The 23620-nt window shown below is 51.6% G+C and carries 21 protein-coding genes; 12 read left to right on the top strand and 9 right to left on the bottom strand.

Translation table 11 applies throughout. The features are described 5' to 3' along the window. Positions 1 to 16: 16 nt before the first annotated feature. From V9K92_RS17155 to V9K92_RS17115, 9 genes are all read left to right on the top strand, one after another. Positions 17 to 904 carry a BadF/BadG/BcrA/BcrD ATPase family protein gene (locus V9K92_RS17155; protein WP_115052509.1) on the top strand — a complete coding sequence of 296 codons (888 nt, stop codon included), beginning with the start codon at positions 17 to 19 and terminating at the stop codon, positions 902 to 904. After that, on the top strand, positions 897 to 1685 hold the full coding sequence (locus V9K92_RS17150) for a GntR family transcriptional regulator (RefSeq protein ID WP_115052508.1): 789 nt from the start codon (positions 897 to 899) through the stop codon (positions 1683 to 1685). The genes V9K92_RS17155 and V9K92_RS17150 overlap by 8 nt, the downstream gene beginning before the upstream one ends. 14 nt (positions 1686 to 1699) lie before the next feature. Beyond that, entirely contained in the window at positions 1700 to 2710 is a 1011-nt protein-coding gene (locus V9K92_RS17145) for an SIS domain-containing protein (RefSeq protein WP_337354778.1), read from the top strand. Next, positions 2707 to 3867: an N-acetylglucosamine-6-phosphate deacetylase gene (gene nagA, locus V9K92_RS17140; protein ID WP_336439761.1), complete on the top strand. Its 1161-nt coding sequence runs from the start codon at positions 2707 to 2709 to the stop codon at positions 3865 to 3867. Before V9K92_RS17145 ends, nagA begins: the two co-directional genes overlap by 4 nt. Before the next feature lie 51 nt (positions 3868 to 3918). Continuing rightward, on the top strand, positions 3919 to 4518 hold the full coding sequence (pncA, locus tag V9K92_RS17135; RefSeq protein WP_336439760.1) for a bifunctional nicotinamidase/pyrazinamidase: 600 nt from the start codon (positions 3919 to 3921) through the stop codon (positions 4516 to 4518). A 146-nt stretch (positions 4519 to 4664) separates the two neighbouring features. Further along, positions 4665 to 5975 carry a sn-glycerol-3-phosphate ABC transporter substrate-binding protein UgpB gene (gene ugpB, locus V9K92_RS17130; RefSeq protein WP_115052505.1) on the top strand — a complete coding sequence of 437 codons (1311 nt, stop codon included), beginning with the start codon at positions 4665 to 4667 and terminating at the stop codon, positions 5973 to 5975. Between the two features lie 66 nt (positions 5976 to 6041). Continuing rightward, on the top strand, positions 6042 to 6932 hold the full coding sequence (ugpA, locus tag V9K92_RS17125; RefSeq protein WP_115052504.1) for a sn-glycerol-3-phosphate ABC transporter permease UgpA: 891 nt from the start codon (positions 6042 to 6044) through the stop codon (positions 6930 to 6932). Positions 6933 to 6946: 14 nt separating this feature from the next. Continuing rightward, entirely contained in the window at positions 6947 to 7795 is an 849-nt protein-coding gene (gene ugpE / locus V9K92_RS17120; protein WP_337354504.1) for a sn-glycerol-3-phosphate ABC transporter permease UgpE, read from the top strand. 1 nt (position 7796) lies between these two features. Next, entirely contained in the window at positions 7797 to 8867 is a 1071-nt protein-coding gene (locus V9K92_RS17115; RefSeq protein WP_307279296.1) for a sn-glycerol-3-phosphate import ATP-binding protein UgpC, read from the top strand. 57 nt (positions 8868 to 8924) lie between these two features. Here V9K92_RS17115 and V9K92_RS17110 read toward each other — a convergent pair whose 3' ends face one another. From V9K92_RS17110 to V9K92_RS17095, 4 genes are all read right to left on the bottom strand, one after another. Further along, the gene (locus V9K92_RS17110; protein ID WP_337354503.1) at positions 8925 to 9707 is read right to left on the bottom strand and encodes a MetQ/NlpA family ABC transporter substrate-binding protein; all 783 of its coding nucleotides are present in this window, start codon (positions 9705 to 9707) and stop codon (positions 8925 to 8927) included. A gap of 23 nt (positions 9708 to 9730) precedes the next feature. Continuing rightward, entirely contained in the window at positions 9731 to 10396 is a 666-nt protein-coding gene (locus V9K92_RS17105; RefSeq protein ID WP_337354502.1) for a methionine ABC transporter permease, read from the bottom strand. Next, a complete protein-coding gene (locus V9K92_RS17100) occupies positions 10386 to 11426 on the bottom strand; it encodes a methionine ABC transporter ATP-binding protein (protein WP_162802500.1) in 1041 nt (346 codons plus the stop codon). Before V9K92_RS17100 ends, V9K92_RS17105 begins: the two co-directional genes overlap by 11 nt. A 333-nt stretch (positions 11427 to 11759) precedes the next feature. Then, positions 11760 to 12860 carry an NADH:flavin oxidoreductase/NADH oxidase gene (locus tag V9K92_RS17095; RefSeq protein WP_337354501.1) on the bottom strand — a complete coding sequence of 367 codons (1101 nt, stop codon included), beginning with the start codon at positions 12858 to 12860 and terminating at the stop codon, positions 11760 to 11762. Positions 12861 to 12945: 85 nt separating this feature from the next. On the opposite strand from V9K92_RS17095, the gene V9K92_RS17090 reads away from it, so the two are divergent. Further along, entirely contained in the window at positions 12946 to 13254 is a 309-nt protein-coding gene (locus V9K92_RS17090; protein WP_115052498.1) for an ArsR/SmtB family transcription factor, read from the top strand. A 397-nt stretch (positions 13255 to 13651) separates the two neighbouring features. After that, positions 13652 to 15943: a putative bifunctional diguanylate cyclase/phosphodiesterase gene (locus V9K92_RS17085; protein ID WP_307279308.1), complete on the top strand. Its 2292-nt coding sequence runs from the start codon at positions 13652 to 13654 to the stop codon at positions 15941 to 15943. 52 nt (positions 15944 to 15995) lie between these two features. Here V9K92_RS17085 and V9K92_RS17080 read toward each other — a convergent pair whose 3' ends face one another. Then, on the bottom strand, positions 15996 to 17810 hold the full coding sequence (locus V9K92_RS17080) for an acyl-CoA thioesterase (RefSeq protein ID WP_307279312.1): 1815 nt from the start codon (positions 17808 to 17810) through the stop codon (positions 15996 to 15998). 299 nt (positions 17811 to 18109) lie between these two features. Between V9K92_RS17080 and V9K92_RS17075 the strand changes: the two genes are divergently transcribed. Continuing rightward, complete coding sequence (locus V9K92_RS17075; protein ID WP_307279315.1) at positions 18110 to 18256, top strand: hypothetical protein; 147 nt, start codon at positions 18110 to 18112, stop codon at positions 18254 to 18256. A 15-nt stretch (positions 18257 to 18271) separates the two neighbouring features. Here V9K92_RS17075 and V9K92_RS17070 read toward each other — a convergent pair whose 3' ends face one another. From V9K92_RS17070 to V9K92_RS17055, 4 genes are all read right to left on the bottom strand, one after another. After that, positions 18272 to 19069 carry an inositol monophosphatase family protein gene (locus tag V9K92_RS17070; protein WP_337354500.1) on the bottom strand — a complete coding sequence of 266 codons (798 nt, stop codon included), beginning with the start codon at positions 19067 to 19069 and terminating at the stop codon, positions 18272 to 18274. 31 nt (positions 19070 to 19100) lie between these two features. After that, on the bottom strand, positions 19101 to 20165 hold the full coding sequence (locus tag V9K92_RS17065; protein ID WP_115052496.1) for an ATP-binding cassette domain-containing protein: 1065 nt from the start codon (positions 20163 to 20165) through the stop codon (positions 19101 to 19103). Further along, positions 20165 to 22384, bottom strand: a complete 2220-nt coding sequence (locus tag V9K92_RS17060) for an ABC transporter permease (RefSeq protein WP_336439756.1) — start codon at positions 22382 to 22384, stop codon at positions 20165 to 20167. The genes V9K92_RS17065 and V9K92_RS17060 overlap by 1 nt, the downstream gene beginning before the upstream one ends. A gap of 81 nt (positions 22385 to 22465) precedes the next feature. Further along, positions 22466 to 23494: an extracellular solute-binding protein gene (locus V9K92_RS17055; RefSeq protein WP_115053235.1), complete on the bottom strand. Its 1029-nt coding sequence runs from the start codon at positions 23492 to 23494 to the stop codon at positions 22466 to 22468. Positions 23495 to 23620 lie beyond the last annotated feature (126 nt).

The following is a 23620-nucleotide window of genomic DNA, read 5'->3' as shown; positions in this document are numbered from 1 at the left end:
TGGAGGGCTATTTGTCGTGACTTATCTCCTAGGAATCGATGGCGGTGGAACAGGTTGCAGAGCGGCATTGGCCGATCTGAACGGCCGCATCCTTGGTATAGGCAAGAGCGGCTCCGCCAATGTCATGACCGATATGGATATGGCGCGCGGCAATATAATGGACGCCACTGATGCTGCATTTGCCAGCGCAGGCATCGATAAATCACACGTAGGTTCTCTGTCCGCAGTGTTGGGGCTCGCCGGCGCGAATGTTGGCGACAACGCTGCAAACTTGAAAGCCTCACTCCCGTTCAAGGATGCATTGGTTTTATCAGATGGCTTGATCGCGCTTCAGGGCGCAATAGGCAATAATGACGGTACAGTCGTCATTCTGGGAACGGGCTCGCTCTTTATTGCGCGCGAAGGAGATAAGGTCCAGTTCGCGGGCGGTTGGGGATTCAAGGTCGGCGATCTCGGCGGCGGCGCACGTTTAGGTCGACATCTGCTCGAGGAAACGCTTTTGGCATATGATCGTTTCCGCCCTGCATCCGAACTTACACAAGCCGTCATGCAGCGTTATGAAAACAACCCGCATAACATTGTACGATTTGCGCATGCGGCAACTCCGAGCGACTTCGGAACGCTCGTGCCGATGATATTCGACTATGCTGCCGTCGAAGATGCGGTTGCTCTTGCTATCCTACAAACCGCCATAGACCAGATTGAGCAGGGCCTCGACACTATCATGTCAGCACGACAGACACGCCTTTCCCTTCTGGGCGGCCTTGGTCCGCTCTATGAAAAGCGCCTGTCAGCGCGCTATCAAGAGAAGCTGCAAAAACCGCTGAACGACGCTCTTGCCGGAGCGGTGCAACTCGCAGTTTTGAATTTCGCTTCAAAATCGGCGGAGTATATTCATGTCTGACGGCCTGATTAATATTCTTCCGACCCTCAATGACGGATCGATTGCCGGTGGCCCTCTTTATGTAAAATTGCAGCGGCTAATTGAAAATGCCGTGCTTGATGGTCTACTGAAACCCGGAGACGCATTGCCGCCGGAACGCGAGCTTGCCGCAATTGCCGATATTTCTCGCGTAACTGTTCGCAAAGCGGTTCAGGGTTTGGTGAGTGATGGTTTACTCATACAGCGTCACGGCTCCGGCACATTCGTCGCGCCTCGCTCTGCTCGGGTGGAGCAATCGCTGACACATCTGACATCATTTACGGAAGACATGGCGCGGCGCGGCATGGTTGTTCGCTCGACATGGCTTGATCGTGGCATCTATGTCCCCTCGCCTGAGGAAATGGTGACGCTGGGTCTGACTTCTGGCGAAAGAGTATCCCGGATCAGCCGCCTGCGTGTTGCCAATGATACGCCTATGGCAATCGAGAGAGCCGCTTTGTCCGTGCATGTTTTGCCCAATCCGGAACTGGTTACTCTGTCGCTTTATGCAGTGCTGGCCGCCAGCGGCAATCGTCCCGTTCGCGCGATACAGCGTATCTCGGCGGCAATACTTAAAGAGAACGATGCAAAATTGCTTGAGGTTCCTGTCGGTTCGGCCAGTTTGAATATTGAGCGAATCTCCTATCTTGATTCGGGAAAAGTGATTGAGTTCACCCGGTCCATTTATCGCGCAGACGCCTATGAGTTTGTTGCTGAGCTGAAACTCGGCGACAGTTCGGAAATATCAGGAGCAGTACTTTGAACAAGGCAACATTGATGCGGGAAGAGATATTGTCGATTCCCGACGTGACAACTCGTTTTCTGGATAGCTCCCGCGCCACGCTTGCCGCAGCTGGTGCAAAGCTGCGCGAAAAAAATCCACCATTTCTGGCATCCATAGCACGGGGGTCGTCAGACCATGTCACGGCATTCCTGAAATATTCCAGCGAGTTAACGGCAGGTATTCCAGTTGCATCACTTGGGCCATCGGTCGCTTCCATTTACGGCATAACCTTGAAACTGGGTAGCGCGGCCACTTTGTCCATCTCGCAATCCGGCAAGAGCCCCGATATTGTCAGCATGACAAAGGCAGCACGCGAAAGCGGCGCACTTACCATCGCAATTACAAATGTAATTAATTCCGATCTTGCCAATGCAAGCGATCTGCCAATCGATATACTTGCCGGTCCAGAGCGTAGTGTTGCGGCGACAAAATCCTTCGTGAGTTCCGCAGTTGCAGGCCTTGCTTTGATCGGGCATTGGACCAACGATCAAAAGCTGCTTGCCGCCATCGATGACCTTCCCTCAGCAATGGCGAAGGCCGTGATGTGCGACTGGCCGCCATTCGCAGCGGCGTTGGAAAACGAAAACTCGCTTTTTATTCTTGGGCGCGGACCTTCTCTGGCCATTTCCAATGAGATTGCCTTGAAATTCAAGGAAACCAGCGGTGTTCACGCGGAATCATACAGCGCCGCAGAAGTGATGCATGGGCCAAAGGCAATTGTCGGCAAAGGCTTTCCAGTTTTGGTGCTTGCCGCAAGGGACGCCGCAGAAGCATCGCTCGTCGATGCCGCCGATCGTCTTGCCGATCAGGGTGCTGCTGTCTTCCTGACATCAAACAAGCCGTCAAAGGCAACGGCCCTGCCCTTTGTCGCTACGTCGCATCCACTCACCGATCCGCTGGCGCTGCTCGTTTCATTCTACGCATTTGTAGAAGGGTTTGCCCGTAGCCGTGGCTTTAATCCCGATGAACCGCCGCACTTGCGAAAAGTGACGGAGACCATATGAGTACCGTCTACGCCATTACCGGTGCCGTCATTTTCGATGGAGAAAACTGGCACGAAAACGCCGCACTGGTTGTGGAACACGGCACAGTTAAAAGCATCGAAGCTACAAGCGCTCTAACTGCGGATATTCGCCGGGTTGAGATGAACGGGGGAAAACTTGTACCCGGGTTCATCGACGTTCAGGTGAATGGCGGTGGCGGGGTATTGCTCAATGACGGGCCGAGTATCGACGCTATCCGGACCATCTGCGATGCACATTTTGCTTTTGGCACAACGGCTCTGCTGCCAACGCTGATTACAGATACGCCGGAAACAACGGCAGCGGCTATTGCGGCGAGTAAAGCAGCGGCACAGGACAAAGTCGCTGGGTTTATTGGTCTCCACCTCGAAGGCCCTCATCTGTCTGTTAGCCACAAAGGCACGCACGATCCCAAGCTGATCCGGCCTATGGACGACGCTGATTTGATTGCAATCATCGAAGCAGTTCAGGAGATTCCGGTACTTCTCACCACCGTCGCCCCCGAAACGGTATCGCCGGAAAAAATCAAGGCAATGGTCGACGCAGGCGTCATTGTTAGCCTTGGTCACAGCGGGGCATCATATGAAACAGCCTTGGCTGCGCAAGCGGCTGGCGCATCAATGGTCACACACCTTTTTAATGCAATGAGCCAGCTTGGTCATCGCAGCCCTGGCGTTGTGGGTGCGACTTTGCAATCGGGAGAATTGTCAGCCGGACTGATTGCCGATGGTTTTCATGTCGACAAAGCGTCCATGTCGATTGCGCTGCGAGCCAAACAAGGCCCAGCAAAGATATTTCTGGTGACTGACGCAATGTCTACAATAGGCACGGACATCACGTCATTCACCCTTAACGGCAGAACCATAACGCGCGCCGGTGGCCGCCTGACGCTTGAAGACGGCACACTTGCTGGTGCCGATCTTGATATGATCTCGGCCGTACGCTTCGTGCACCAGCAATTGGGGCTTACGCTTGATGAATCATTGCGCATGGCCTCGCTTTATCCTGCCCAGAGTATTCGCATTGATCACACCCATGGCCGCTTATTGCCGGGCTATGAGGCAAATATTGTCCATTTAACTGAGAATCTTGACGTTGATCACGTCTGGATTGGCGGTGACCTTCACTATGCGCGTTGACGTCCGGCTCTAATTGACCATAGACTCCACGCCATTCTACAGGAGTGCATCATGGCCAAGGACGCATTGATCGTCATCGATGTTCAGAACGATTTTTGCGAAGGCGGTGCCCTAGCCGTGTCTGGTGGCAACGAAATTGTTCCGATCATCAACAAGCTGATACTCCGCTTCGACAGAGTTATCCTGACGCAGGACTGGCACACACCAGCTCATTCGAGCTTCGCATCAAGCCATCCAGGAAAAGCGCCCTTTGAAACCATTGCCATGCCCTACGGCGAGCAGACTCTTTGGCCGGATCATTGCATACAGGGCACAAATGGCGCCGATTTTCATCCTGATCTTGAATGGACAAAAGCCGAGCTTGTCATTCGAAAAGGCTTTCGCCCGCACATTGACAGCTATTCGGCATTTTATGAGAACGACCATGTGACGCCAACTGGCCTTGCTGGTTATCTGCGAGAGCGTGGAATCACTCATGTGACGCTTGTGGGTCTCGCTACAGATTATTGTGTGGCTTACTCCGCCCTTGATGCCGCCGCCCAGGGATTTTCCGCAGAAGTCTTACTTGACGCTTGCCGGGCAATCGATCTTGGTGGTTCGCTCGCAGCAATGACCATCACAATGCGCAAAGCCGGTGTCACGCTGATCTAGAGCAAAAAAGTGAACAGCTGCGCATTTTTTCCACAGGCTGACCTGCATCATTTGCCCAAAGTCAAATAACTGTTGTTTCTCTGTCACATAATGAGGATACTTAGCCCAAGCGCGCTAAAGACGACGCCTCACTATGGGAGATTATAATGACTAATCACGGCACCAAACTCACCGTGGCCTTCGGCATTTTGTTGGCCTCATCATCTGCATCATTTGCTGTTACCGAAATCAGCTGGTGGCATGCAATGCCTGGCGCCAACGGCGAAGTCGTGCAGGCTTTGACAAAAGAGTTCAACGAAAGCCAAAGCGAATACAAAGTTGTGCCTGTGTTCAAAGGTACCTATCCGGAAGCGCTCAATGCTGGCATTGCCGCCTTCCGTGCAAAACAAGCTCCAGATATCCTTCAGGTTTTTGATGCCGGTACAGGCGTTATGATGGGAGCGGAAGGCGCGATCAAACCAGTTGCCGACATCCTTTCGATGGGCGAAACCAAGTTTGACAAGAGCCTCTATCTGCCGGGCATCGTGGCTTATTATTCAAAGCCGGACGGCACTATGCTGTCATTCCCCTATAACAGCTCTTCGCCAATCCTCTATTACAACAAAGATATATTCAAAAAGGCTGGTTTGGATGAGAATACTCCTCCAAAAACTTGGCCAGAGGTTTGGGAAGCTGCGAAGAAAATCAAGACAAGCGGCGCCGCTAATTGTGGTTACACAACAGCTTGGATGACTTGGATTCATACAGAAAATTATGCTGCATGGAATGATATTTCCTGGGGCAGCAATGAAAATGGCATCGGCGGCGTCGATGTTGAGCTGAAGATCAACTCGCCTCTTTTCGTCAAGCATTTCCAGGAACTTGCTGATCTGGCGAAAGATGGCACGTTCCGTTATGGCGGACGCACATCTGAAGCCAAGCAGCTATTCACATCTGGTGAATGCGGCATTTACAATGATTCGTCGGGCGGTCTTGGCGACATCATCAAGTCCGGCATGAATTATGGTACCGGTCAGCTCCCTTATGAACCGGAATCCAAAAACGCACCACAAAACACCATACCGGGCGGCGCGAGCCTCTGGGTGTTTGCCGGCAAGTCAGACGAACAGTACAAAGGTGTGGCTGCCTTCTTCAACTTCCTGTCTAAGACTGAAATCCAATCAAGGCTGCATCAGGTTTCGGGCTATTTGCCAGTTACGCTGGCTGCTTATGAAGACACGAAGAAATCCGGATTCTATGAAAAGAATCCTGCTCGTGAAATTCCGATCAAGCAGATGATGGGCAAGGCACCGACCGAAAACTCAAAGGGTGTTCGTCTCGTAAACCTGCCGCAGGTTCGCGATATTCTGAACGAAGAATACGAGAACATGCTCGCTGGCAAGCAGACCGCTCAACAGGCACTTGATAAGGCCGTTGAGCGTGGCAACGCAGCAATCAAGCAGGCCATTGGCCAGTAACTAAGCCGTCAAAGATACCCGCCCGTATAATCTCATACGGGCGGGCTTTGTTTAAAGCGAGGCATCATGGCATCGTCAACGCGTGTCACTTTTCCCAACAAGTTTCTGCCCTACCTTCTGCTGGCACCTCAGTTGGCAATCACGGCCGTCTTTTTTTACTGGCCTGCATCGCAAGCCATTCAGCAGTCCGTATTGCGGGAGGATCCATTTGGATTGTCGACGCAATTTGTCGGGCTAGCCAATTTCAAACGCGTTCTGAACGATCCCAATTATCTGAACTCCCTTCAGGTGACTGTGATATTCTCGATTGCCACGGCCTTGATTGCCATGGCCTTTGCACTGTTGCTTGCGGTGATGGCCGATAAAGTCATACGTGGCAAAGGCGTGTACCGGACACTGCTGATATGGCCCTATGCCGTAGCTCCTGCGATTGCCGGCATGCTTTGGCTGTTTCTATTCAACCCCTCAATGGGTACATTGGCATATCTCCTTCGCTCGACGGGATATAATTGGGATCCGCTGCTTAATAGTGATCAGGCGATGGTGCTTGTCGTTGCTGCCGCTTCTTGGAAACAGATTAGTTACAATTTCCTGTTTTTCGTTGCGGGCCTGCAGTCCATTCCTAAATCGCTGATCGAAGCTGCGGCCATTGATGGCGCCGGAGAAACAAAGCGTTTTTGGACCATTATATTCCCGCTTCTCGCGCCAACGACATTCTTCTTGCTAGTCGTTAATACGGTTTACGCCTTCTTCGATACGTTCGGCATCATTCATGCCGTTACAGGGGGCGGTCCGGGAAAAGCAACAGAAACTCTGGTCTACAAGGTCTACAATGACGGGTTCGTCAACCTGATCCTTGGCGACTCGGCGGCGCAGTCCGTTATTCTGATGGTAATTGTCATTGCTATGACAGCGGTACAATTCCGCTATGTCGAGCGCAAAGTCCATTACGGCTGAGGGGAACCAGAGTCATGATTCAAAACAACCCCATAGGCCGCATCATCGCCCATATCATTTTGATTGTCGGCATTTTGATCGTTGCATTTCCAATCTACTACACCTTTGTAGCGTCAACCCAGACATTGCAGGATATTATCCGTCCGCCACTATCGTTGTTGCCGGGAGGTCATTTCTGGGAGAATTATTCCAGCGCTCTTTTCGGTGGCATCAGCAAGATCGGCGGCGTTGGCGTTGACCGTCTTTTGCTCAACACGCTTGTCATGGCGCTCGGCATTGCCATCGGCAAAATCATCATTTCCATCTTGTCCGCCTACGCGATCGTATTTTTCCGCTTTCCGGGACGCATGTTTTTCTTCTGGTTCATCTTTATAACGCTGATGCTGCCCGTCGAAGTGCGCATTCTGCCCACCTACAAAATTATGGTCGACCTTGGACTGATCGATACCTATACAGGCCTTATCCTTCCCCTCATGGCTTCGGCTACGGCCACACTTTTGTTCAGACAATTCTTCATGACAATTCCAGGCGAGCTGGTTGAAGCAGCCCGCGTGGACGGGGCTGGCCCGTGGCGCTTCTTCAAGGATATTCTGCTGCCCTTGTCGAAGACCAATATCGCGGCCCTGTTCGTCATCCTCTTCATCTATGGCTGGACCCAATATCTCTGGCCATTGCTCATGACCAATCGCAACGATATGGCGACCATCGTCATTGGGCTGCGCAAAATGATCGACTTCACCGACGCCAACACACAATGGCATCTGGTGATGGTCACCTGCATTCTCGCCATCCTGCCCCCAATTCTGGTCGTTGTTTTGATGCAACGCTGGTTTGTGCGCGGACTGGTTGAAACGGAGAAATAATATGGCAAGTGTAGAACTAACCGATGTCCGCAAAGTCTATGGAAGCTCCGTTGAAGCGGTAAAGGGCGTAAATATTTCTATCAATGACGGTGCGCTATGCGTGCTGGTCGGTCCATCGGGCTGCGGAAAATCTACTCTGCTTCGAATGATTGCCGGCTTGGAATCCATTACGGACGGCACGGTAAAAATCGATAGCACAGTCGTTAATAATCTCGGTCCCGCTGAAAGGGACATCGCCATGGTTTTTCAGAATTATGCGCTTTATCCGCATATGAAGGTCTACGATAACATGGCATACGGGCTGCGTAACCGCGGCATGCCTAAAGACGAAATCGACAAACGCGTTAGGGACGCCGCACAAATCCTTGAATTGACTCAGCTTCTCGAGCGACGCCCCAAGGAGCTTTCCGGTGGCCAACGTCAGCGTGTCGCAATGGGGCGCGCCATTGTACGCAGTCCGAAAGTGTTCCTCTTTGACGAACCGCTTTCCAATCTGGATGCAAAACTGCGTGGCCAGATGCGAGTGGAAATTAAAAACCTGCAACGCCAACTGGGCGTGACCAGCGTTTACGTTACCCACGATCAGCTGGAAGCAATGACGCTTGCAGACATACTCGTAGTCATGAACGGCGGTGCGGTCGAGCAAATCGGAGCTCCGCTGGATATATACGAGAAACCGGCAAGCACCTTCGTAGCAAGTTTTATTGGCGCGCCGCCCATGAACCTCGTCCCTGTCACGGCCGATGGTTCGGGACTCATCCTCAAGGATGGCACGCGTATTGGTGCTCAAGGTCTGGCGGTTCCAACATCGGGCGCTGTCATAGGCTTCCGCCCTGAAGATCTGGAAGTATCAGCCGGAACCAACACTCATATTGGTGGTTTGGCGCTTGATCTGAAGGTTCTTGGTGTAGAACCAGTCGGCGCGGAGAGCTATGTTTATGGCATTATTGGCGGTGAACGTGTCGTTGTCCGTGTGTCCGGACGCTCTACCTCACAGACTGACGATCATCTGCGCGTGATAATTCCAAAGGAAAAGCTGCATCTCTTTAATGAGGCAGGAAAACGTATCTGAAAGCAAAAAACCTCCCCCGTTTACGGGGGAGGTTTTCATTCGGGCTGGCAATATTGATTACCAGCTTGGAACGGCAGCGCCCTTATACTTGTCCAAGATGAACTGCTTTACAGGCTCCGAGTGATAGGACTCGACCAAGGTCTTTACCCAAGGCTTGTCCTTATCCGCGGTGCGGACTGCAATCAGGTTGATGTAGGGTGCCTTCTCGCCTTCCTTCAAGATCGTATCCTTCATCGGATCAAGACCGGCTTCAAGCGCGTAATTGGTATTGATTGCTGCTGCATCAACGTCATCAATGGAACGTGGCAGTTGAGCGGCATCGAGTTCAACGAATTTAAAGTTCTTGGTGTTTTCCGTCACATCGGCTGGAGTAACTTTCAAGCCCACGCCGTCTTTCAGCTTGATTGCACCCTTGTCAGCCAGAATAAGCAAAGCACGTCCGCCATTGGTCGGATCGTTCGGAATCGCAATTGTAGCTCCGTCCGCCAACTCATCGAAACTCTTCACTTTTTTCGAATAAATGCCCATCGGAAAATTGACCGTGTAAGCGACGTCAACAAGGTCGAATTTGCGATCTGCAATCTGATTGTCGAGATATGGCTTATGTTGGAAAGAGTTGGCATCGAGCTCGCCATCGTTCAGTGCCTGGTTTGGCACGACATAATCGGAAAATTCCAATATCTCGATATCAAGACCCTTGGGCTTTGCAACTTCCGCAACCTTTTCCAGAATTTGCGCGTGCTCGCCCGGTGTCACACCAATCTTGATTGTTTCGGCCAAAGCCACAGTCGCGCTTAGGCTTATTGCCAAGGCGGCGACGCCAAGAATCTTTTTTAGCATTTTATACTCCTGTTCAAGAATGATTACTTTGGTCGATTACGCTTGTCGAATTGACGAGCTAGCCGGTCACCCGCGCTCTGCACCAATTGCACGAGCACGATGAGGACGACCACGACGATGGCCATCACATCCGGCATGAAACGTTGGTAACCATATCGGATACCAAGATCGCCTAGTCCGCCACCGCCGATTGCGCCGACCATGGCTGCATAGCCAATGAGGCTGACGATCGTAAGCGTCAGGGCTGAAGCGATACCGGGCCGGGCTTCGGCAAGCAGAACCTTGAAAACGATCTGCATCGGACTAGCACCCATAGCACGCGCAGCTTCAGTAAGACCGGGATCGACCTCACGAATCGCCGTTTCAACCAAGCGGGCAATAAAGGGTATCGTTGCAATGGTCAGCGGAACAATCGCGGCCGTTGTACCAATGGAGGTGCCTGCAATAGCCCGCGTGAATGGAATGATGGCTACAACCAAGATGATAAACGGCGTGGACCGAGTGGCATTGACGACAAGTCCCAACGCTTTGTTTATTGAAGGAACTGGAAATAGTTCGCCGCGACCGCTCGTTGCCAGAAAAACTCCAAGCGGAATGCCAAATAACGACCCTATCAGGCCGGCCACGGCAACCATGTACAGTGTCTGTCCTGTTGCCTTGAATAAAAGAGCCAGAATATCAGCGGACATAGCCCAACACCTCCGATGACAGACCATGATCGGCGAGGAAATTGCGTGCTAAATCTATTTTTTCCAGATCAGCCAAGAGCGAGACAACCAGCATGCCGAAGGGTCTGCCTGCAATCTCGTCGACTGCTCCAGCCATGATATTGACCTCAATACCCAGATCACTGCCAAGCCGCGCAAGCATAGGCTCCGTTGCGTTCTCCCCCTTAAAGATAACTCGTAAGATGGTATGCGAGCCAGGTGTGGCAACGTTGGTCATGCGGCTGGTGAGAAACTCGGGAAGATGCATTCCAGCCAAGCCGCCGAGAAGTGCCCGTGTCGTTTCATGCTTGTGGCCGGTGAACACATCGAATGTTGCACCCTGCTCGACAATGCGGCCACCATCAATAACGGCCACATGAGCGGCTATCGTTTTGATCACTTCCATTTCATGCGTGATCAAAAGAACTGTAAGCCCCAGATCGCGATTGATTTTCGTCAAAAGCGCGAGGATGGAGCGCGTTGTTTCCGGATCGAGTGCCGAGGTCGCCTCATCCGAAAGCAATAATTTGGGTTCCGTCGCCAAGGCGCGGGCAATACCGATACGCTGCTTTTGACCGCCAGACAGTTCAGACGGGTAGCGGTTACGTTTATCGGAAAGCCCGACCAGATCAAGCAGTGGGGTTACCCTCTTCTCGATCGTCTGCTTGTCGATACCGGCAATTTCCAAAGGCAACGCAATATTATCAAAGGCAGTCCGGGAAGACAGAAGATTGAAGTGCTGGAAAATCATGCCAATCGAGCGCCGTACGGAGCGAAGGTTCTTCTCATCCAGACCTGCTACATCCGTACCATCAACCAGGACATGACCGGAGGTAGGTTTTTCAAGACCATTAACCAAGCGGATAAGCGTCGATTTACCTGCCCCCGAACGGCCGATGATGCCAGTGACTGAGCCACGAGGAACGATGAGGTCGACATCGTCCAGTGCAACAACCTCGGCTCCGCTACTGCCAGCGCCAAAACGTTTTGATACTTGCTGAAACTCAACCATAGGCTTGGCGGTCGATCCATCGCCTGGCCGCAGATCGAGGGGGCTTTGTGCCGTTTTATTCATAACTGCCATATTCATTTGCGGCGCTCGCACAACCGCCCTGTTGTCTGTTTGCGACCGTCTATATAGACGATCTGCGATTTTCGATAGGCCTTGACAACAGACATGAACATTTCAACTTCGGATTGTTGATGGCAGCTATGTGCCGTTGCCATCAACATAGGTGATGCCTGCCGAAATCGACACGCAAGATATTTCTCAAATTTAACGCGGGCCGGAATCTTGTTCTAAAGATCGCGGCTATCGTAGCCAATTAGGCTGTTATCTAATTTATTATGCTGCAGCGCGGTATCGCTCCAACCAATGGGCATATGCTGGTGGCAGAATCCATGACGGCTTTTCAACGCCAAGTTCTTTGGCTGCGCGATAAGGCCAATGAGGCTCGTCGAGCAGCGGGCGACCAAGCATAACAAGATCAACCGATCCATCACGCAAAAGACCCTCCGCCTGTTGCGGGGTGCTGATGTACCAGGATGTTGATGCCGGCAGGCCGGTTTCATTTTTAACACGGGCAGCAAGAGGACCAAGGAAAGCAGGGCCCCAAGGAATATTGGCTTTGCCACCGGAGAAGCCCATACTGACGTCGATGAAGTCCAATCCATCGGCCTTTAGCAGCTTTATCAGCTCGATTGCTTCCGCCACTGTTTCTTCATCATTGCCATCATACTCAATCACACCAAGGCGCATTGTCAGGGGTAAGTGCTGCGGCCAGACCTTGCGTACTGCCTGCAGCGTTTCACGAAGAAAGCGCGAGCGGTTTTCGAAACTGCCGCCATAGGCATCTGTACGTTGGTTGGAATGTTTGGACAGGAAGCTTTGGGCAAGATAACCATGCGCAAAATGTAGTTCCAACCACTCGAAGCCACTCGCAAGAGCCCGTGTTGCACTGTCAACGAAAGCATTTTTTATGCCTTCTATTTCGGCCAACGTCATTTCCCGAGGCACCTTCGATAAGCCGCCGCCATAAGCTATCGCGGAAGGCGCAATAATTTCCCAACCGCGCGGATCATCGGAAGCGATGTGATCGTCACCTTCCCATGGCCGATTTGCACTTGCCTTACGTCCGGCATGTCCGATCTGTATACCTGCAACTGCTCCCGCCGCTTTGATCGTTTTGACCGCCTTAGCCAATTCTGCTGCTTGGGTATCGTTCCATAGTCCAGAGCAAGCCGGAGTAATCCGGCCTTCCGGAGTGACGGCTGTCGCCTCCACAATCACAAGGCCAGCACCTCCTCTGGCCAAACCGCCCAAATGTACATGGTGCCAATCATTGATTACACCGTCGACCGCGGAATATTGGCACATTGGTGATACTGCGATGCGATTACGTAGCGTGACGCCCTTAAGGGTAAAGGGCTCAAAAAGAGTGGTCATAGGTCTTCTCCAAACTGCAATTGTTCGATTGTTCGATATTATTCGAACAATAGCAATACACAAAAATTTGTGTTATCAAGGAATCATGAGACAGTTTGTGCATCCTTCTTCGTCGGATATTCGGCTTGAATCCGTACTTCACGCTTTGAGCGATCCGGTTAGACTTTCAATTGTCCGGCAATTGGCCCGTGAAGGTGAAGCCACATGTGCAGCGCTTGATGGCGGTCGCCCCAAGTCAAGCATGTCCCATCATTTCCGTATTCTGCGGGAGTCGGGCGTTGTAAAAACCCGCAACGAAGGGACATCCCATATGAACGAGCTTCGATCACATGATCTGGAGAACGTTTTCCCTGGCTTACTGACGGCAATTCTCAATGCCACGCCAAATATTTGAGCCCCAAACTTCAGCTTGAGCCGTCACATTTCCTAAAGGGATGGATGCTTCAAGCCAAATTCCGCTTATCAACAAGTCAAACAAGAGTGAATTCTATAAAGACTATACTTTGCTGAGGAAGTATACGATAATAAATAATAAATTTTTATTTTGCCGATATATGCAGTCAACAATTAGATTCCAACCAATGATACATATGCTGCACTTGACATCTATCCTCAATTGTCTAGATTTTTCTGCCTTAAAGACATTGGTAACTAATATAAAGAATGTGAAGTATTTTAACGAATACAGAACTCAAAACGGATAAGACTGACTGGTCCGTTTTATCTTGCCGAGGCTCCGCGTGCGACTGTCAAGCTTCCATACTTTTGACGCTGTCCGATCGATGTTCGGCATGCGCGGAAACATAAATCCCGTTGTAAAACGCCGTGTTTACGCGGAGCAGATGGACGTTGCGCTCAGGCTGGCGCCTTTCACAGTTCTGGTGGCAATGTGTGTTGTGTTCGTTGTCACTTACGTTTTCTGGGACCTCGGCCCCCGCCCCTATTTGGCTGGCCTGGCGTTGGTCGTCGCTTTCATGACCGCCGTTTCCCTATTTGCCTGCTGGCAATGGTATAATGTTCCGAAAGTAAAGGAACTGGGCTTTGATGCCATAAAGTACCTCATCATCGTATCTGCTCTCTATGGCATTTGCCTTGGAAGCATACCACTGATGCTTTTCCTGGATGCCGACGCCTATCACCGGCTCCTCATAGCTTGTACCGCCGCGGGTCTGATGGCGACGGGCATTGGGGTAGCCGTCGTGCCGCTTGCAGCGATCGCTTATTCCGGCACGATCATCACCGGCTCCTTTTTCGCATTAGCCTCCACCGGCGAGGATTTTTTCCTTTTCATCGCAATTTTGCTGGCCTTCTACGCGCTTTTCATTTTGTTCACCATTGTTCACATGAGCAATCTCATTGTTATGAGGACTCTCGATCAGATCAAGGTGGAGCAGCAAAAAGAGGTTATCAGCCTGCTACTCTATGATTTTGAAGAAAATGCCAGTGATTGGATCTGGGAAACTGATGCTGATCTCAAACTACAGCATACATCGCCTCGCCTTGCTCAGATTTCCGCGAAAGCAATGCGCGACCTGCAGGGCATGCCTTTCGCGCAGCTTTTCAAGATAGACCAATCGCATGCAGACGCAGCGATAAAGGTCGGTTCGATCTGGCAGGCAATCGAAAACCGGACAACTTTCCGCAACCATATCCTGCCGGTGAATATCAAGGGCGAAACGCGCTGGTGGTCGCTTACGGGCAAACCAATTTTCGATAATGCCGGCCAATTCGTCGGATATCGCGGCGTTGGGTCGGACGTGACTGCGGCAAAACAATCCGAAGACCAATTGTCTTATCTGGCGCGCTATGACGTGTTGACTGATTTGCCCAACCGTACATTGTTCAACGATCAATTGAGTGAGGCGACAAAGAACCTGGAACACGGCCTGCGCAGCTTCGCTGTGTTCTGTATAGATCTTGATGAATTCAAGACCGTTAATGACAGTTTCGGCCACGGCATTGGCGATCAATTGCTGAAACAGGTCGCCGACCGTCTCCGGGGCAGTTCGCCGTCCACCTACACCGTTGCTCGTTTGTCGGGAGACGAATTTGCCATATTGGCAAATGGCGCCGACCACGCCGCGGCAACGGAACTTGCCCATCAACTGGTACACAATATTTCGCAGCCATTTTGGATCGACGGCATCCAGATCAACATCCATATCAGCATTGGCATTGCGATTGCCCCGACCGATAGCGTCAATGATATTATGCGCTGTGCAGATTTGGCGCTTTACCGTACCAAGAATGAAGGGCGTAACAGCTATCGGTTCTATGAAGTCGAAATGGATGCTCGGATAGAAGCCAAGCGTGCACTCGCCATGGACCTGCGCGGTGCTTTGGCCCGTAACGAATTCATCTTGCACTTCCAGCCGATTGTTTCGGCCTCAACGCTCAAGACTGTCGGGTTTGAAACGCTGTTGCGATGGAAGCATCCCGTTCACGGATTTATCTCGCCGACGGTCTTCATTCCCATAGCAGAGGAAACCGGTAACATTATTCCGCTTGGGGAATGGATCATTCAGGAAGCGTGCCGGACAGCGGTCGATTGGCCCGCCGATATCCATGTGGCAATCAATATCTCGGCGATCCAGTTTCGCCATTCCGATCTTGCCTCGATTGTGCGCGATGCGCTGACAAAGAACAAACTTAATCCCAGCAGGCTCGAACTGGAAATCACGGAATCCGTATTTCTAGAAGCAAATGTCGCTGCTATTTCGCTGCTCCGGCAGTTCCGCGCCATGGGTGTCAGCGTTGCGCTTGATGATTTTGGTACCGGATATTCCAGCCTGAGCTACCTGCGAAAAATGCCCTTCGACAAAATCAAAATCGATCAGTCTTTTGTTCGCGACCTTCCACATAATCGCGGTAGCTTGGCAATTATCAGAGCGGTCATGGGTCTGGGGGCAAGCATGGGCATGAAGATTACTGCTGAAGGTGTCGAGACGCGCGAGCAACTTGCATGCCTTCAAAAGGAGGGCTGCGATCAGGTGCAAGGCTTCCTTTTCAGCCCAGCCGAGCCGGTAGAGAAAACCTTTGCCCTGCTCGAATTTGATCGCGAAAGATATCAGGTCGCAAGCTAGAGCAAATTTTTCTTAGAGTACATGGATCGATCCTGATTGGGCACGCTCGATATCAGGCTTGTCGCTTTGACTGTTCAATCGTTTTCGGGTGGTAGCTAGGTGACAGACGCGAGTCTTTTGGCCAGTATGCCAAAAAGCCCTTGATGACCTCTCCGGGTATGTCGAGCGGGTTATAATTGTCCCTGTCAACAAACATCAATGATTGCTCGCCATGCCCTAGAAGGCCTTGCGAACGGCTGTGAATCTCGTGACTTAAAGTCACGAACTTTCGATTGTGACGAGCAATCTTGATCCTGACAGTAATCTGCTCGAACTCTTTCGACTCCCGCCGGTAATCATGCGTGAAGGAACGGGTAAGAATATAGAAGCGAGTAGTAGCAAGATCAAAATCCGGCATGCAGACATTGAAAAACAACTCGCGCGCTTTGCCGACCCAGCGTACATAATTTGCAAAATATACATTACCGACCGAGTTGGTATCATCGTAGGTCGGAACAAGCTGCATAACGAACCACTCCCCATCGAAGCCATGTGAAGGTGTTGTTTCTTCATTACCCGACGACATCAAAGGTGCAGACATCGCCATACGCAAGGGTTGATCGACAATGTCCACGGGGATGGCTTTAGAGCGCGGCCCGACCAGCTCGATAATAACTGGAAGAGCACCGATAAGACCAATGAATGGCGATATCACCAAGAAACCCGGAATTGGCTCGACATAGCCAATTACAAAAATCAACGATGATCCACATCCAATCATGAAACTCAAAACCGGATCGAAGCGCGCCTTCGCTCCCAAAGCCTCACAAACAAGATTTGCCGACGCGCTGACAAACAGTGTCGCAAACGGCATCATAAAATACATCAGCGAAAAATTTGCTGGCACGGCAGCATAGGAAACCCATGTTGCTCCAATCAGCAGCCAGAGCGGTGAAGACGCAATGTTGTCCGGAATGAGCGCAAGCAACGGACTGTTACTACGCAGGTTTTTTCCCTTCAAAAACCACGAAGTTGCACAGTAAAAGCTGTCAACGGTCGACGCCATGGCTATCGTTGTCCAAATCACGAAGGCCACTGCAAGATAGGGCTGGCCATTTTCAGCAGCCAGTACCGTTGCTGCTGAAACTGCCCCTTGCGCGCTTGGCAAACCATCAATGGAAAGAATGCTGCCAATAGGGCCTACGGCTGACGCCGTAAGTGCATTGAGAAACAGAAACCCAAAAAAGAGCAAGGCTCCCATGCCGTAAGCGAGCCCAACATTTCCGCCTTCGCGCTTGATAGTCACAGCACGTTGCCAATGCTGTATATCCAACCATGGCCCGAGTAAAAAGCCGATCAGCGTTGGCATAATCAGGCCATAGAAACGCGCATCAAAACTTTGCAATGGAACGCCAGGATAAGACGAGGTTTTTGCCAGCCCCAAGTAAAGCACTATGCCGGCGGTCACACCAACCCCCGTATAAACAATGTGCAGCAACTTCAATTGCTGCAAGTTCAGTGCATGGCCAATAGCGCAGGCAAACAGAAGCAGAAGAGCGACACCAAGACCGGAACCTTCACCAACGACGGGCTGCCAGAGATAGGCGACAAATCCGAAGATTGTTACAACCAGCGCGGCCATCTGAAACAGGAGGAAAACGCCCGCATAGCGGCCTTCAATATCTTTGATAATCTGGTCCGGCGAGCGTTTGGTACGCCCTAGAATATAACCGAATAACCAAAGCCCCCCGACATTGGCTATTGCAAATCCAAAGAAACCCAGCCAGCCATATGTCAGCGTGACATGAATGGAATAAAAGAATCCCAATCCCCAAAGCCAAGAGAGGCCAATTGTCGGCGCCCAAAGTAAATCCCGCACAAACTTCATGATATCCAGCTTTTCCAAAACCGGTGACCCACACACCAACATTAATCGATGTTATTCGCCGTGATAAGTCAATGATTTGCGCCCCATGCGCGCATCATGAAACCGTACTTTTTTAACGTGCTCAATTTGAAGGCAGAATTACTTCATCTAAAGAGGTTTTGTGCCTATTTGAGCGTATCACCTGCCTAATGTCAGACCAATAACACATCTTCATGGCGACATGCTTTCAAATTTGAGGGCGGGTGCTATTGCCACCATAACAGTCGGATGATCTATAATTGTGGCAGGAAGGAATATTCATGAATCGCAATATGCTTTTACTGGTCATCGGCGGGCTGATCGTTCTGGTCGCAGGTTTGGGATTTTACATTTACGACAAAGAGTCAAAGCCCGATGGAATCGAGCTTAAGATCAATGAGAGCGGGATTTCCATTCAGGAAAACTAACGAGCGTCGAATCGCTTACAGGTTTGCAATTTCCCGCAAATCATTAACGGCGCCCAAGGCAGCGGCAAGGACGGGCGCTCCCTTTGTAAGCCCGTCGCCCTTGACCGGAAATGGATGATGCCAGCCACCAGCCTCTTTAACGAGACAATATCCAGCCATACAGTCCCAAGCATGCATGTAGGGTTCGTAATAGCCTATCAATCTACCGGCCGCCACATAGGCAAGCATCAGTGCACCCGAGCCGTTACGGATGAAGTTTCCACCAGCATCCAGTAGTTTTTCGACGATAAGAGCGACACTTGCCGGGCTCACATGATGGTTCGCACCTATTCCTGTGACCGCGTCACGGATTGTTCGCTCGCCATTAAGCGTCAGCAGCTTGCCATTCAGTCGCGCGCCCATTCCCACCGCTGATGCATATAGCTCGTCATTGCATGGAACATAGATTACGCCGATGGCGATTTCTTCGCCGTGGAGCGCAGCAATCGAAATACACCAGCTGGGCATGCCATTGACGAATGGGCTGGTACCATCGATCGGATCGATAACCCACGTATAGTCAGATGTACCGGAGCTAACGCCGTATTCTTCGCCCAATATAGCGTCATCGGGGAAGCTTCCGATAATCCGGGACCGGATAAGCTCTTCTACTTCCCGATCTGCGATAGACACGACATCTTGAGGATCGGCTTTTGTCTCGACAATCAACTGTTCTCGCGCATTGAAATATTTCAGTGCAAGCACTCCGGCTTCAACTGCCATCTTTCGGGCCAAATCCAAGCGGTCTTCAAGATGGGCGGCATGCGATGTCATTATCTGTTCCCCTGATATAAATAGTGGTCGTTCAACTATTGATGAGTGCTATGCCACGGTGGTGAAATCCGATGCTAATATTGGTCCCTGGTTCCAAGCGCTGATCTACCGCCGGATCGACGACAAAGAGCGTGCCAGATTCCGTCTCGACTTCGTATTCCACGTGATCGCCAAGATAGGCCATAAACTTGATTCTCCCGGGAAACGCAGCATTCTCCGCAGCCGATAAAGTGATGGCATTCGGCCTCACCGCAAGTTTGGCCGGACCAGGTACAGAATGACTGCGAGCCGGAACGCTATGTTCAAGCTTTCCAACTTGTACGATCGCTTGGCCATTTTCGGTGCGAAGCACTTCACAAGGCACAACATTGGCTTCGCCTATGAAATCGGCAATGAACGAAGACACAGGTGCTTCGTAAAGTTCGCGCGGAGAACCCTGCTGCGCCACAACGCCATTCTGCATCACAATAATTCGATCGGATACAGCCAAGGCCTCCTCCTGATCGTGTGTTACGTAAACGGCTGTAAAGCCAAGGCGTTGTTGCAGTTCGCGAATTTCTGTTCTCACGCGGCGGCGCAACCGTGCGTCAAGATTGGATAGTGGCTCATCCAGCAACAAGACTTGTGGTTCCAGAACCAGAGCGCGGGCAACCGCAACGCGTTGCTGTTGCCCCCCAGAAAGCTCAGCCGGCAATCTTTGGCCATAGCCAGCAAGTCCAACCTGGTTCAGCCCCTCTTCTGCCCGTTCCCTCGCCTCCGCTTTTTTCATCTTTGACGATTCAAGGCCGTATGCCACGTTTTCCAGAACTGACATATGCGGAAACAGCGCATAGGACTGGAACACCATTGATACGTCCCGCTCGTTTGCGGGGAGCATCGTAACATCCTTGCCGCCTATCAGTATCCGTCCGGCAGTTGGATGCTCCAGACCGGCAAGCATGCGCAGCGTGGTCGTTTTGCCACAACCGGACGGCCCGAGAAGGGTGACCAAGGTTCCGGGTTCTATGTCGAGCGACAGATCATGTATGGCGGTAAATGTGCCAAACTGCTTTTTGACGTTGGAGAAAACAACTGATCCTGTAACATTCGGTGCCATTACGCGGCCTTCTCTGGAGATGCAGATGGTATGAAAGCAGTTGCAACACGGTTCTCGCGGCGCAATTTCCTCTCTCCCACCAAAAGCTGGAAACAGGTGATGATAACAATCATGACAATGATGAGCATGGAAGAGTAAGCAATCGCCACGCCGTACTCACCATTTTCGACAAGGCCGACAATATAGGCGGTCGCCATATTGTATTCAGCGCTGACGAGGAAGATGACCGCGCTAATCGAGGTGATGGCCCGAACAAACGAATAGACGAGCGCTGCAACGATCGCTGGGCGCAGCAAGGGCAAAATCACCTTGCGAATTGTCCGGAAGCTGGCGGCGCGCAAGGTCAGCGAGGCTTCATCGAGGCTCTTATCGAGCTGGCTCATGGCAGCAATACCGCCCCGCACACCTACCGGCATATTACGGAAGACAAAACACGCAACCAGTATCAGCGCGGTTCCGGTCATTTCCAGCGGAGGGAGATTAAACGCCATAATGTAGCTGATACCTATAACGGTACCCGGGATAGCAAAGCTCATCATAAGCGCAAATTCGAAGATGTTTCTGCCAACGAAACGCTGCCGGACGATGAGGTAGGCCGTCAGCAATCCAACTGCCGCTGTTAAGGGCGCTGCGATCAAGGCGATCTTGATGGTCGTCCAGAACGAGTTCCAGGCGACGCCAGTCCAGGAGATTCCGCCATCAGCGAAAGTGAATGAAAAGGCCCGCTGGTAGTGCTCAAAGGTCAGCGTATTATCAAGCCCCCAGGTGCGCACGAAACCGCCAAAGAAGATCATCCCATAGATAACGAGCGTGAAAATGATCCACGGTATAACAATCGCATGGACACCAATCGATAGTGATTTTGGAAGGGCGATATGAGCACCTGAATCACCCTTCCCTGTCACCGTTGCAAAACTCTTGCCGGATAGCCAGAAGCGCTGTGCCAGAAAGGCTGACAGAGTGAAGAACAGAAGAATTATCGCGAGTACCGCGGCGCGTGACGGATCGTTTTGCGAGCCGACAACAGCAAAGAATATCTCCGTTGAAAGGACGCCGTGACTGCCTCCGAGCACAAGCGGATTGCCGAAATCGGCCATGCTTTCGATGAAGCCGATCAGGAAAGCATTTGCCAGGCCGGGTTTCATCAAGGGAAGCGACACCTTCCAGAATGTACGCCAGCGATCTGCCCGAAGGGTTTGCGAGGCTTCCTCCATCGACGGGCTTACGCCTTCGACCACACCGATAAGAACGAGAAATGAAATTGGCGTGAACGACAAAACCTGAGCGATCCATATCCCGGTCAGACCGTAAAGCCAGCGGCCCGGCTCAATCCCGAAAAGGCTCGATAGCTGTTGGGTGACAACGCCTGCGCGACCAAAGAGGAGAATCAACGCAAGGCCGATGACGAAGGGCGGCGTGATGATCGGCAGAATAGTCAGCAGACGAAGGCCCTTTTTGAAGGGAAATCGCGTACGCGTTGCAACGAGCGCAAAACAAAGCCCAAGCAAAGTAGATCCAAATGCTGCCAGTATCGCCAGCAGAAGCGTGCGCCATGCGATGCCGCAGCGGTTTCCCCCTATAACGCAGTCCAGACTCCAGATTGATGGGTCTTGAATGTTGCGGATGAATCCGGACGGGTCAAATGAACCGTCAAAGCTTTGAAATGCTCCGACAAGCATGCTTCCAACCGGATAGAAGACAAAAATTGCCACCAGGAAAATGAGCAATGCGATGGATGCCACAACAAACGCATCGCCTCTCAATACGCCTCTTTCAGCAAGGCCGAACGAGAACAGCAATACAAAAGACAGGGCGACCAGACCGGCACCGGCGCCCATCGATGGCTGTCCATCAGAAAGTGGACCGAACAAATGCTCGCTAATGAGCCAGGTCCACCCGGTAAAACCGACAGCGAGCCCCTGAAGAACCAGAAATATAAGACCGGCGGCTCCAGCAGCAACAAGAAGATTTGATCGAAGTTTCGACACGGTCAAGGTTCGCGCAATAAGGCCAACCGCAAAGATCAGCGCGATGATCGCGATAGTCCATCGGCCATAGGCGAATATCTGGACGAGCCCCGGTCCTGCCGCACTAGCTGGAAAACCATCGAGCCAATCAAATCCGTAAAAACCTGTTTCAACTTTGTACCAAGGCAATAGAATCAGACCCGTAAGCCCAATACCGAGAGCGATGTTCAATCTCCGGTCACTGCGTTCCATAAGGCCTTCCGCGCGCTATCTTCAAAAATATGGCGAGAGATGCCCGGAAACCCTCCGGGCATGCTCCAGATTAATAGACAATCAATTAGCGCTTGCGCCGATTTCCTTATCCCAACGCTCAAGCAATTCCTTGCGCTTGGCAGGATCACCATAGGTTTTGAAGTCGTAATCAATGAGCTTGATGTCTTCAAACTTCGGAGCTTCCGGCGGAACGACGGCACTCTTGTTCGAAGGCAGCTGGAAGGATTTTGCATCCTTCATGTGCGATTGCGTTTCAGCACTCAGGGCCCAATCATACCACTGCTTGGCTTCGTCAAGGTTGCGAGCCCCCTTGATGATCGACATCGAGCCGATCTCATAGCCGGTGCCCTCGCATGGCGCTACAGCCTTGATGGGAAAACCTTCCGATATCTGCGCCACAGCATCGTGCATAAACACAATACCGAGCGCAGTCTCACCGCGGGCCGCAGCCTTAACCGGCGCCGAACCGGATTTTGTGTATTGTGAGACATTGGCATTGAGCTGCTTCAAATATTCGTAGGCTTTATCTTCTCCCATAATTTGCACGAGAGATGCCAAGGCCGTGTAGGCCGTACCCGAGGAATTGGGGTTTGCCATCTGAATTTCGCCCTTAAAGGCAGGATCAACCAAATCAGCCCAACATTTGGCTTCCTTGAGACCCTTCTTTTTCACGATTTCCGTGTTGTATCCCCAGCCAAGCGCACCGGCGTAAACGCCCACTGTTTTATAATCAGCGCTCTCAGCCTGTTTTTTGGCCCAATCCTGCAACTGGTCCAGCAGTGGAGATTTATACTCCTGCGTCAGGCCTTCGGAAGCAGCCTGAAGGTGAGGATCACCGGTCCCTGCCCACCAAATATCGGTTTTTGGATTACGCGCCTCTGCGCGGATTTTGGCATAGGTCTCTCCAGACGAGAGTCTCACCATATTCACGGAGATCCCCTTCTCTTTCTCAAACCTGTCCTTCATCATTTCGCAGATGACGACATCGGCCGAGCAGATCAAATTGAGATTTCCAGCTGCCTTGGCTTCGCCCGGCACCATCTGAAGTCCAAAAGCAAAAGCAGCGGCAATTGCGAACACTGAACGCATCATTATTCCTCCCTGGATAACACGGCACCTCCATGCCGCACGCATTTTGCAAGCGTGTGCAAAAGTTTCACATGCAAAGTCCCGTTGTCAAGTAAGGAACTTGAATACTTCCAATAAATTTGCATA

The sequence above is a fragment of the Phyllobacterium sp. CCNWLW109 genome (assembly GCF_037203905.1).
GTDB lineage: Bacteria > Pseudomonadota > Alphaproteobacteria > Rhizobiales > Rhizobiaceae > Phyllobacterium > Phyllobacterium ifriqiyense.
Note: the sequence above shows the minus strand (reverse complement) of the source record. Positions and strands in the feature narration are given on the sequence as shown.

Coding starts and splice junctions, on each gene's coding strand:
- V9K92_RS17150 (WP_115052508.1), top strand. CDS start 897: ATGTCTGACGGCCTGATTAATATTCTTCCGACCCTCAATGACGGATCG.
- V9K92_RS17145 (WP_337354778.1), top strand. CDS start 1,700: ATGCGGGAAGAGATATTGTCGATTCCCGACGTGACAACTCGTTTTCTG.
- nagA (WP_336439761.1), top strand. CDS start 2,707: ATGAGTACCGTCTACGCCATTACCGGTGCCGTCATTTTCGATGGAGAA.
- pncA (WP_336439760.1), top strand. CDS start 3,919: ATGGCCAAGGACGCATTGATCGTCATCGATGTTCAGAACGATTTTTGC.
- ugpB (WP_115052505.1), top strand. CDS start 4,665: ATGACTAATCACGGCACCAAACTCACCGTGGCCTTCGGCATTTTGTTG.
- ugpA (WP_115052504.1), top strand. CDS start 6,042: ATGGCATCGTCAACGCGTGTCACTTTTCCCAACAAGTTTCTGCCCTAC.
- ugpE (WP_337354504.1), top strand. CDS start 6,947: ATGATTCAAAACAACCCCATAGGCCGCATCATCGCCCATATCATTTTG.
- V9K92_RS17115 (WP_307279296.1), top strand. CDS start 7,797: ATGGCAAGTGTAGAACTAACCGATGTCCGCAAAGTCTATGGAAGCTCC.
- V9K92_RS17110 (WP_337354503.1), bottom strand. CDS start 9,707: ATGCTAAAAAAGATTCTTGGCGTCGCCGCCTTGGCAATAAGCCTAAGC.
- V9K92_RS17105 (WP_337354502.1), bottom strand. CDS start 10,396: ATGTCCGCTGATATTCTGGCTCTTTTATTCAAGGCAACAGGACAGACA.
- V9K92_RS17100 (WP_162802500.1), bottom strand. CDS start 11,426: ATGGTTGAGTTTCAGCAAGTATCAAAACGTTTTGGCGCTGGCAGTAGC.
- V9K92_RS17095 (WP_337354501.1), bottom strand. CDS start 12,860: ATGACCACTCTTTTTGAGCCCTTTACCCTTAAGGGCGTCACGCTACGT.
- V9K92_RS17090 (WP_115052498.1), top strand. CDS start 12,946: ATGAGACAGTTTGTGCATCCTTCTTCGTCGGATATTCGGCTTGAATCC.
- V9K92_RS17085 (WP_307279308.1), top strand. CDS start 13,652: ATGCGCGGAAACATAAATCCCGTTGTAAAACGCCGTGTTTACGCGGAG.
- V9K92_RS17080 (WP_307279312.1), bottom strand. CDS start 17,810: ATGAAGTTTGTGCGGGATTTACTTTGGGCGCCGACAATTGGCCTCTCT.
- V9K92_RS17075 (WP_307279315.1), top strand. CDS start 18,110: ATGAATCGCAATATGCTTTTACTGGTCATCGGCGGGCTGATCGTTCTG.
- V9K92_RS17070 (WP_337354500.1), bottom strand. CDS start 19,069: ATGACATCGCATGCCGCCCATCTTGAAGACCGCTTGGATTTGGCCCGA.
- V9K92_RS17065 (WP_115052496.1), bottom strand. CDS start 20,165: ATGGCACCGAATGTTACAGGATCAGTTGTTTTCTCCAACGTCAAAAAG.
- V9K92_RS17060 (WP_336439756.1), bottom strand. CDS start 22,384: ATGGAACGCAGTGACCGGAGATTGAACATCGCTCTCGGTATTGGGCTT.
- V9K92_RS17055 (WP_115053235.1), bottom strand. CDS start 23,494: ATGCGTTCAGTGTTCGCAATTGCCGCTGCTTTTGCTTTTGGACTTCAG.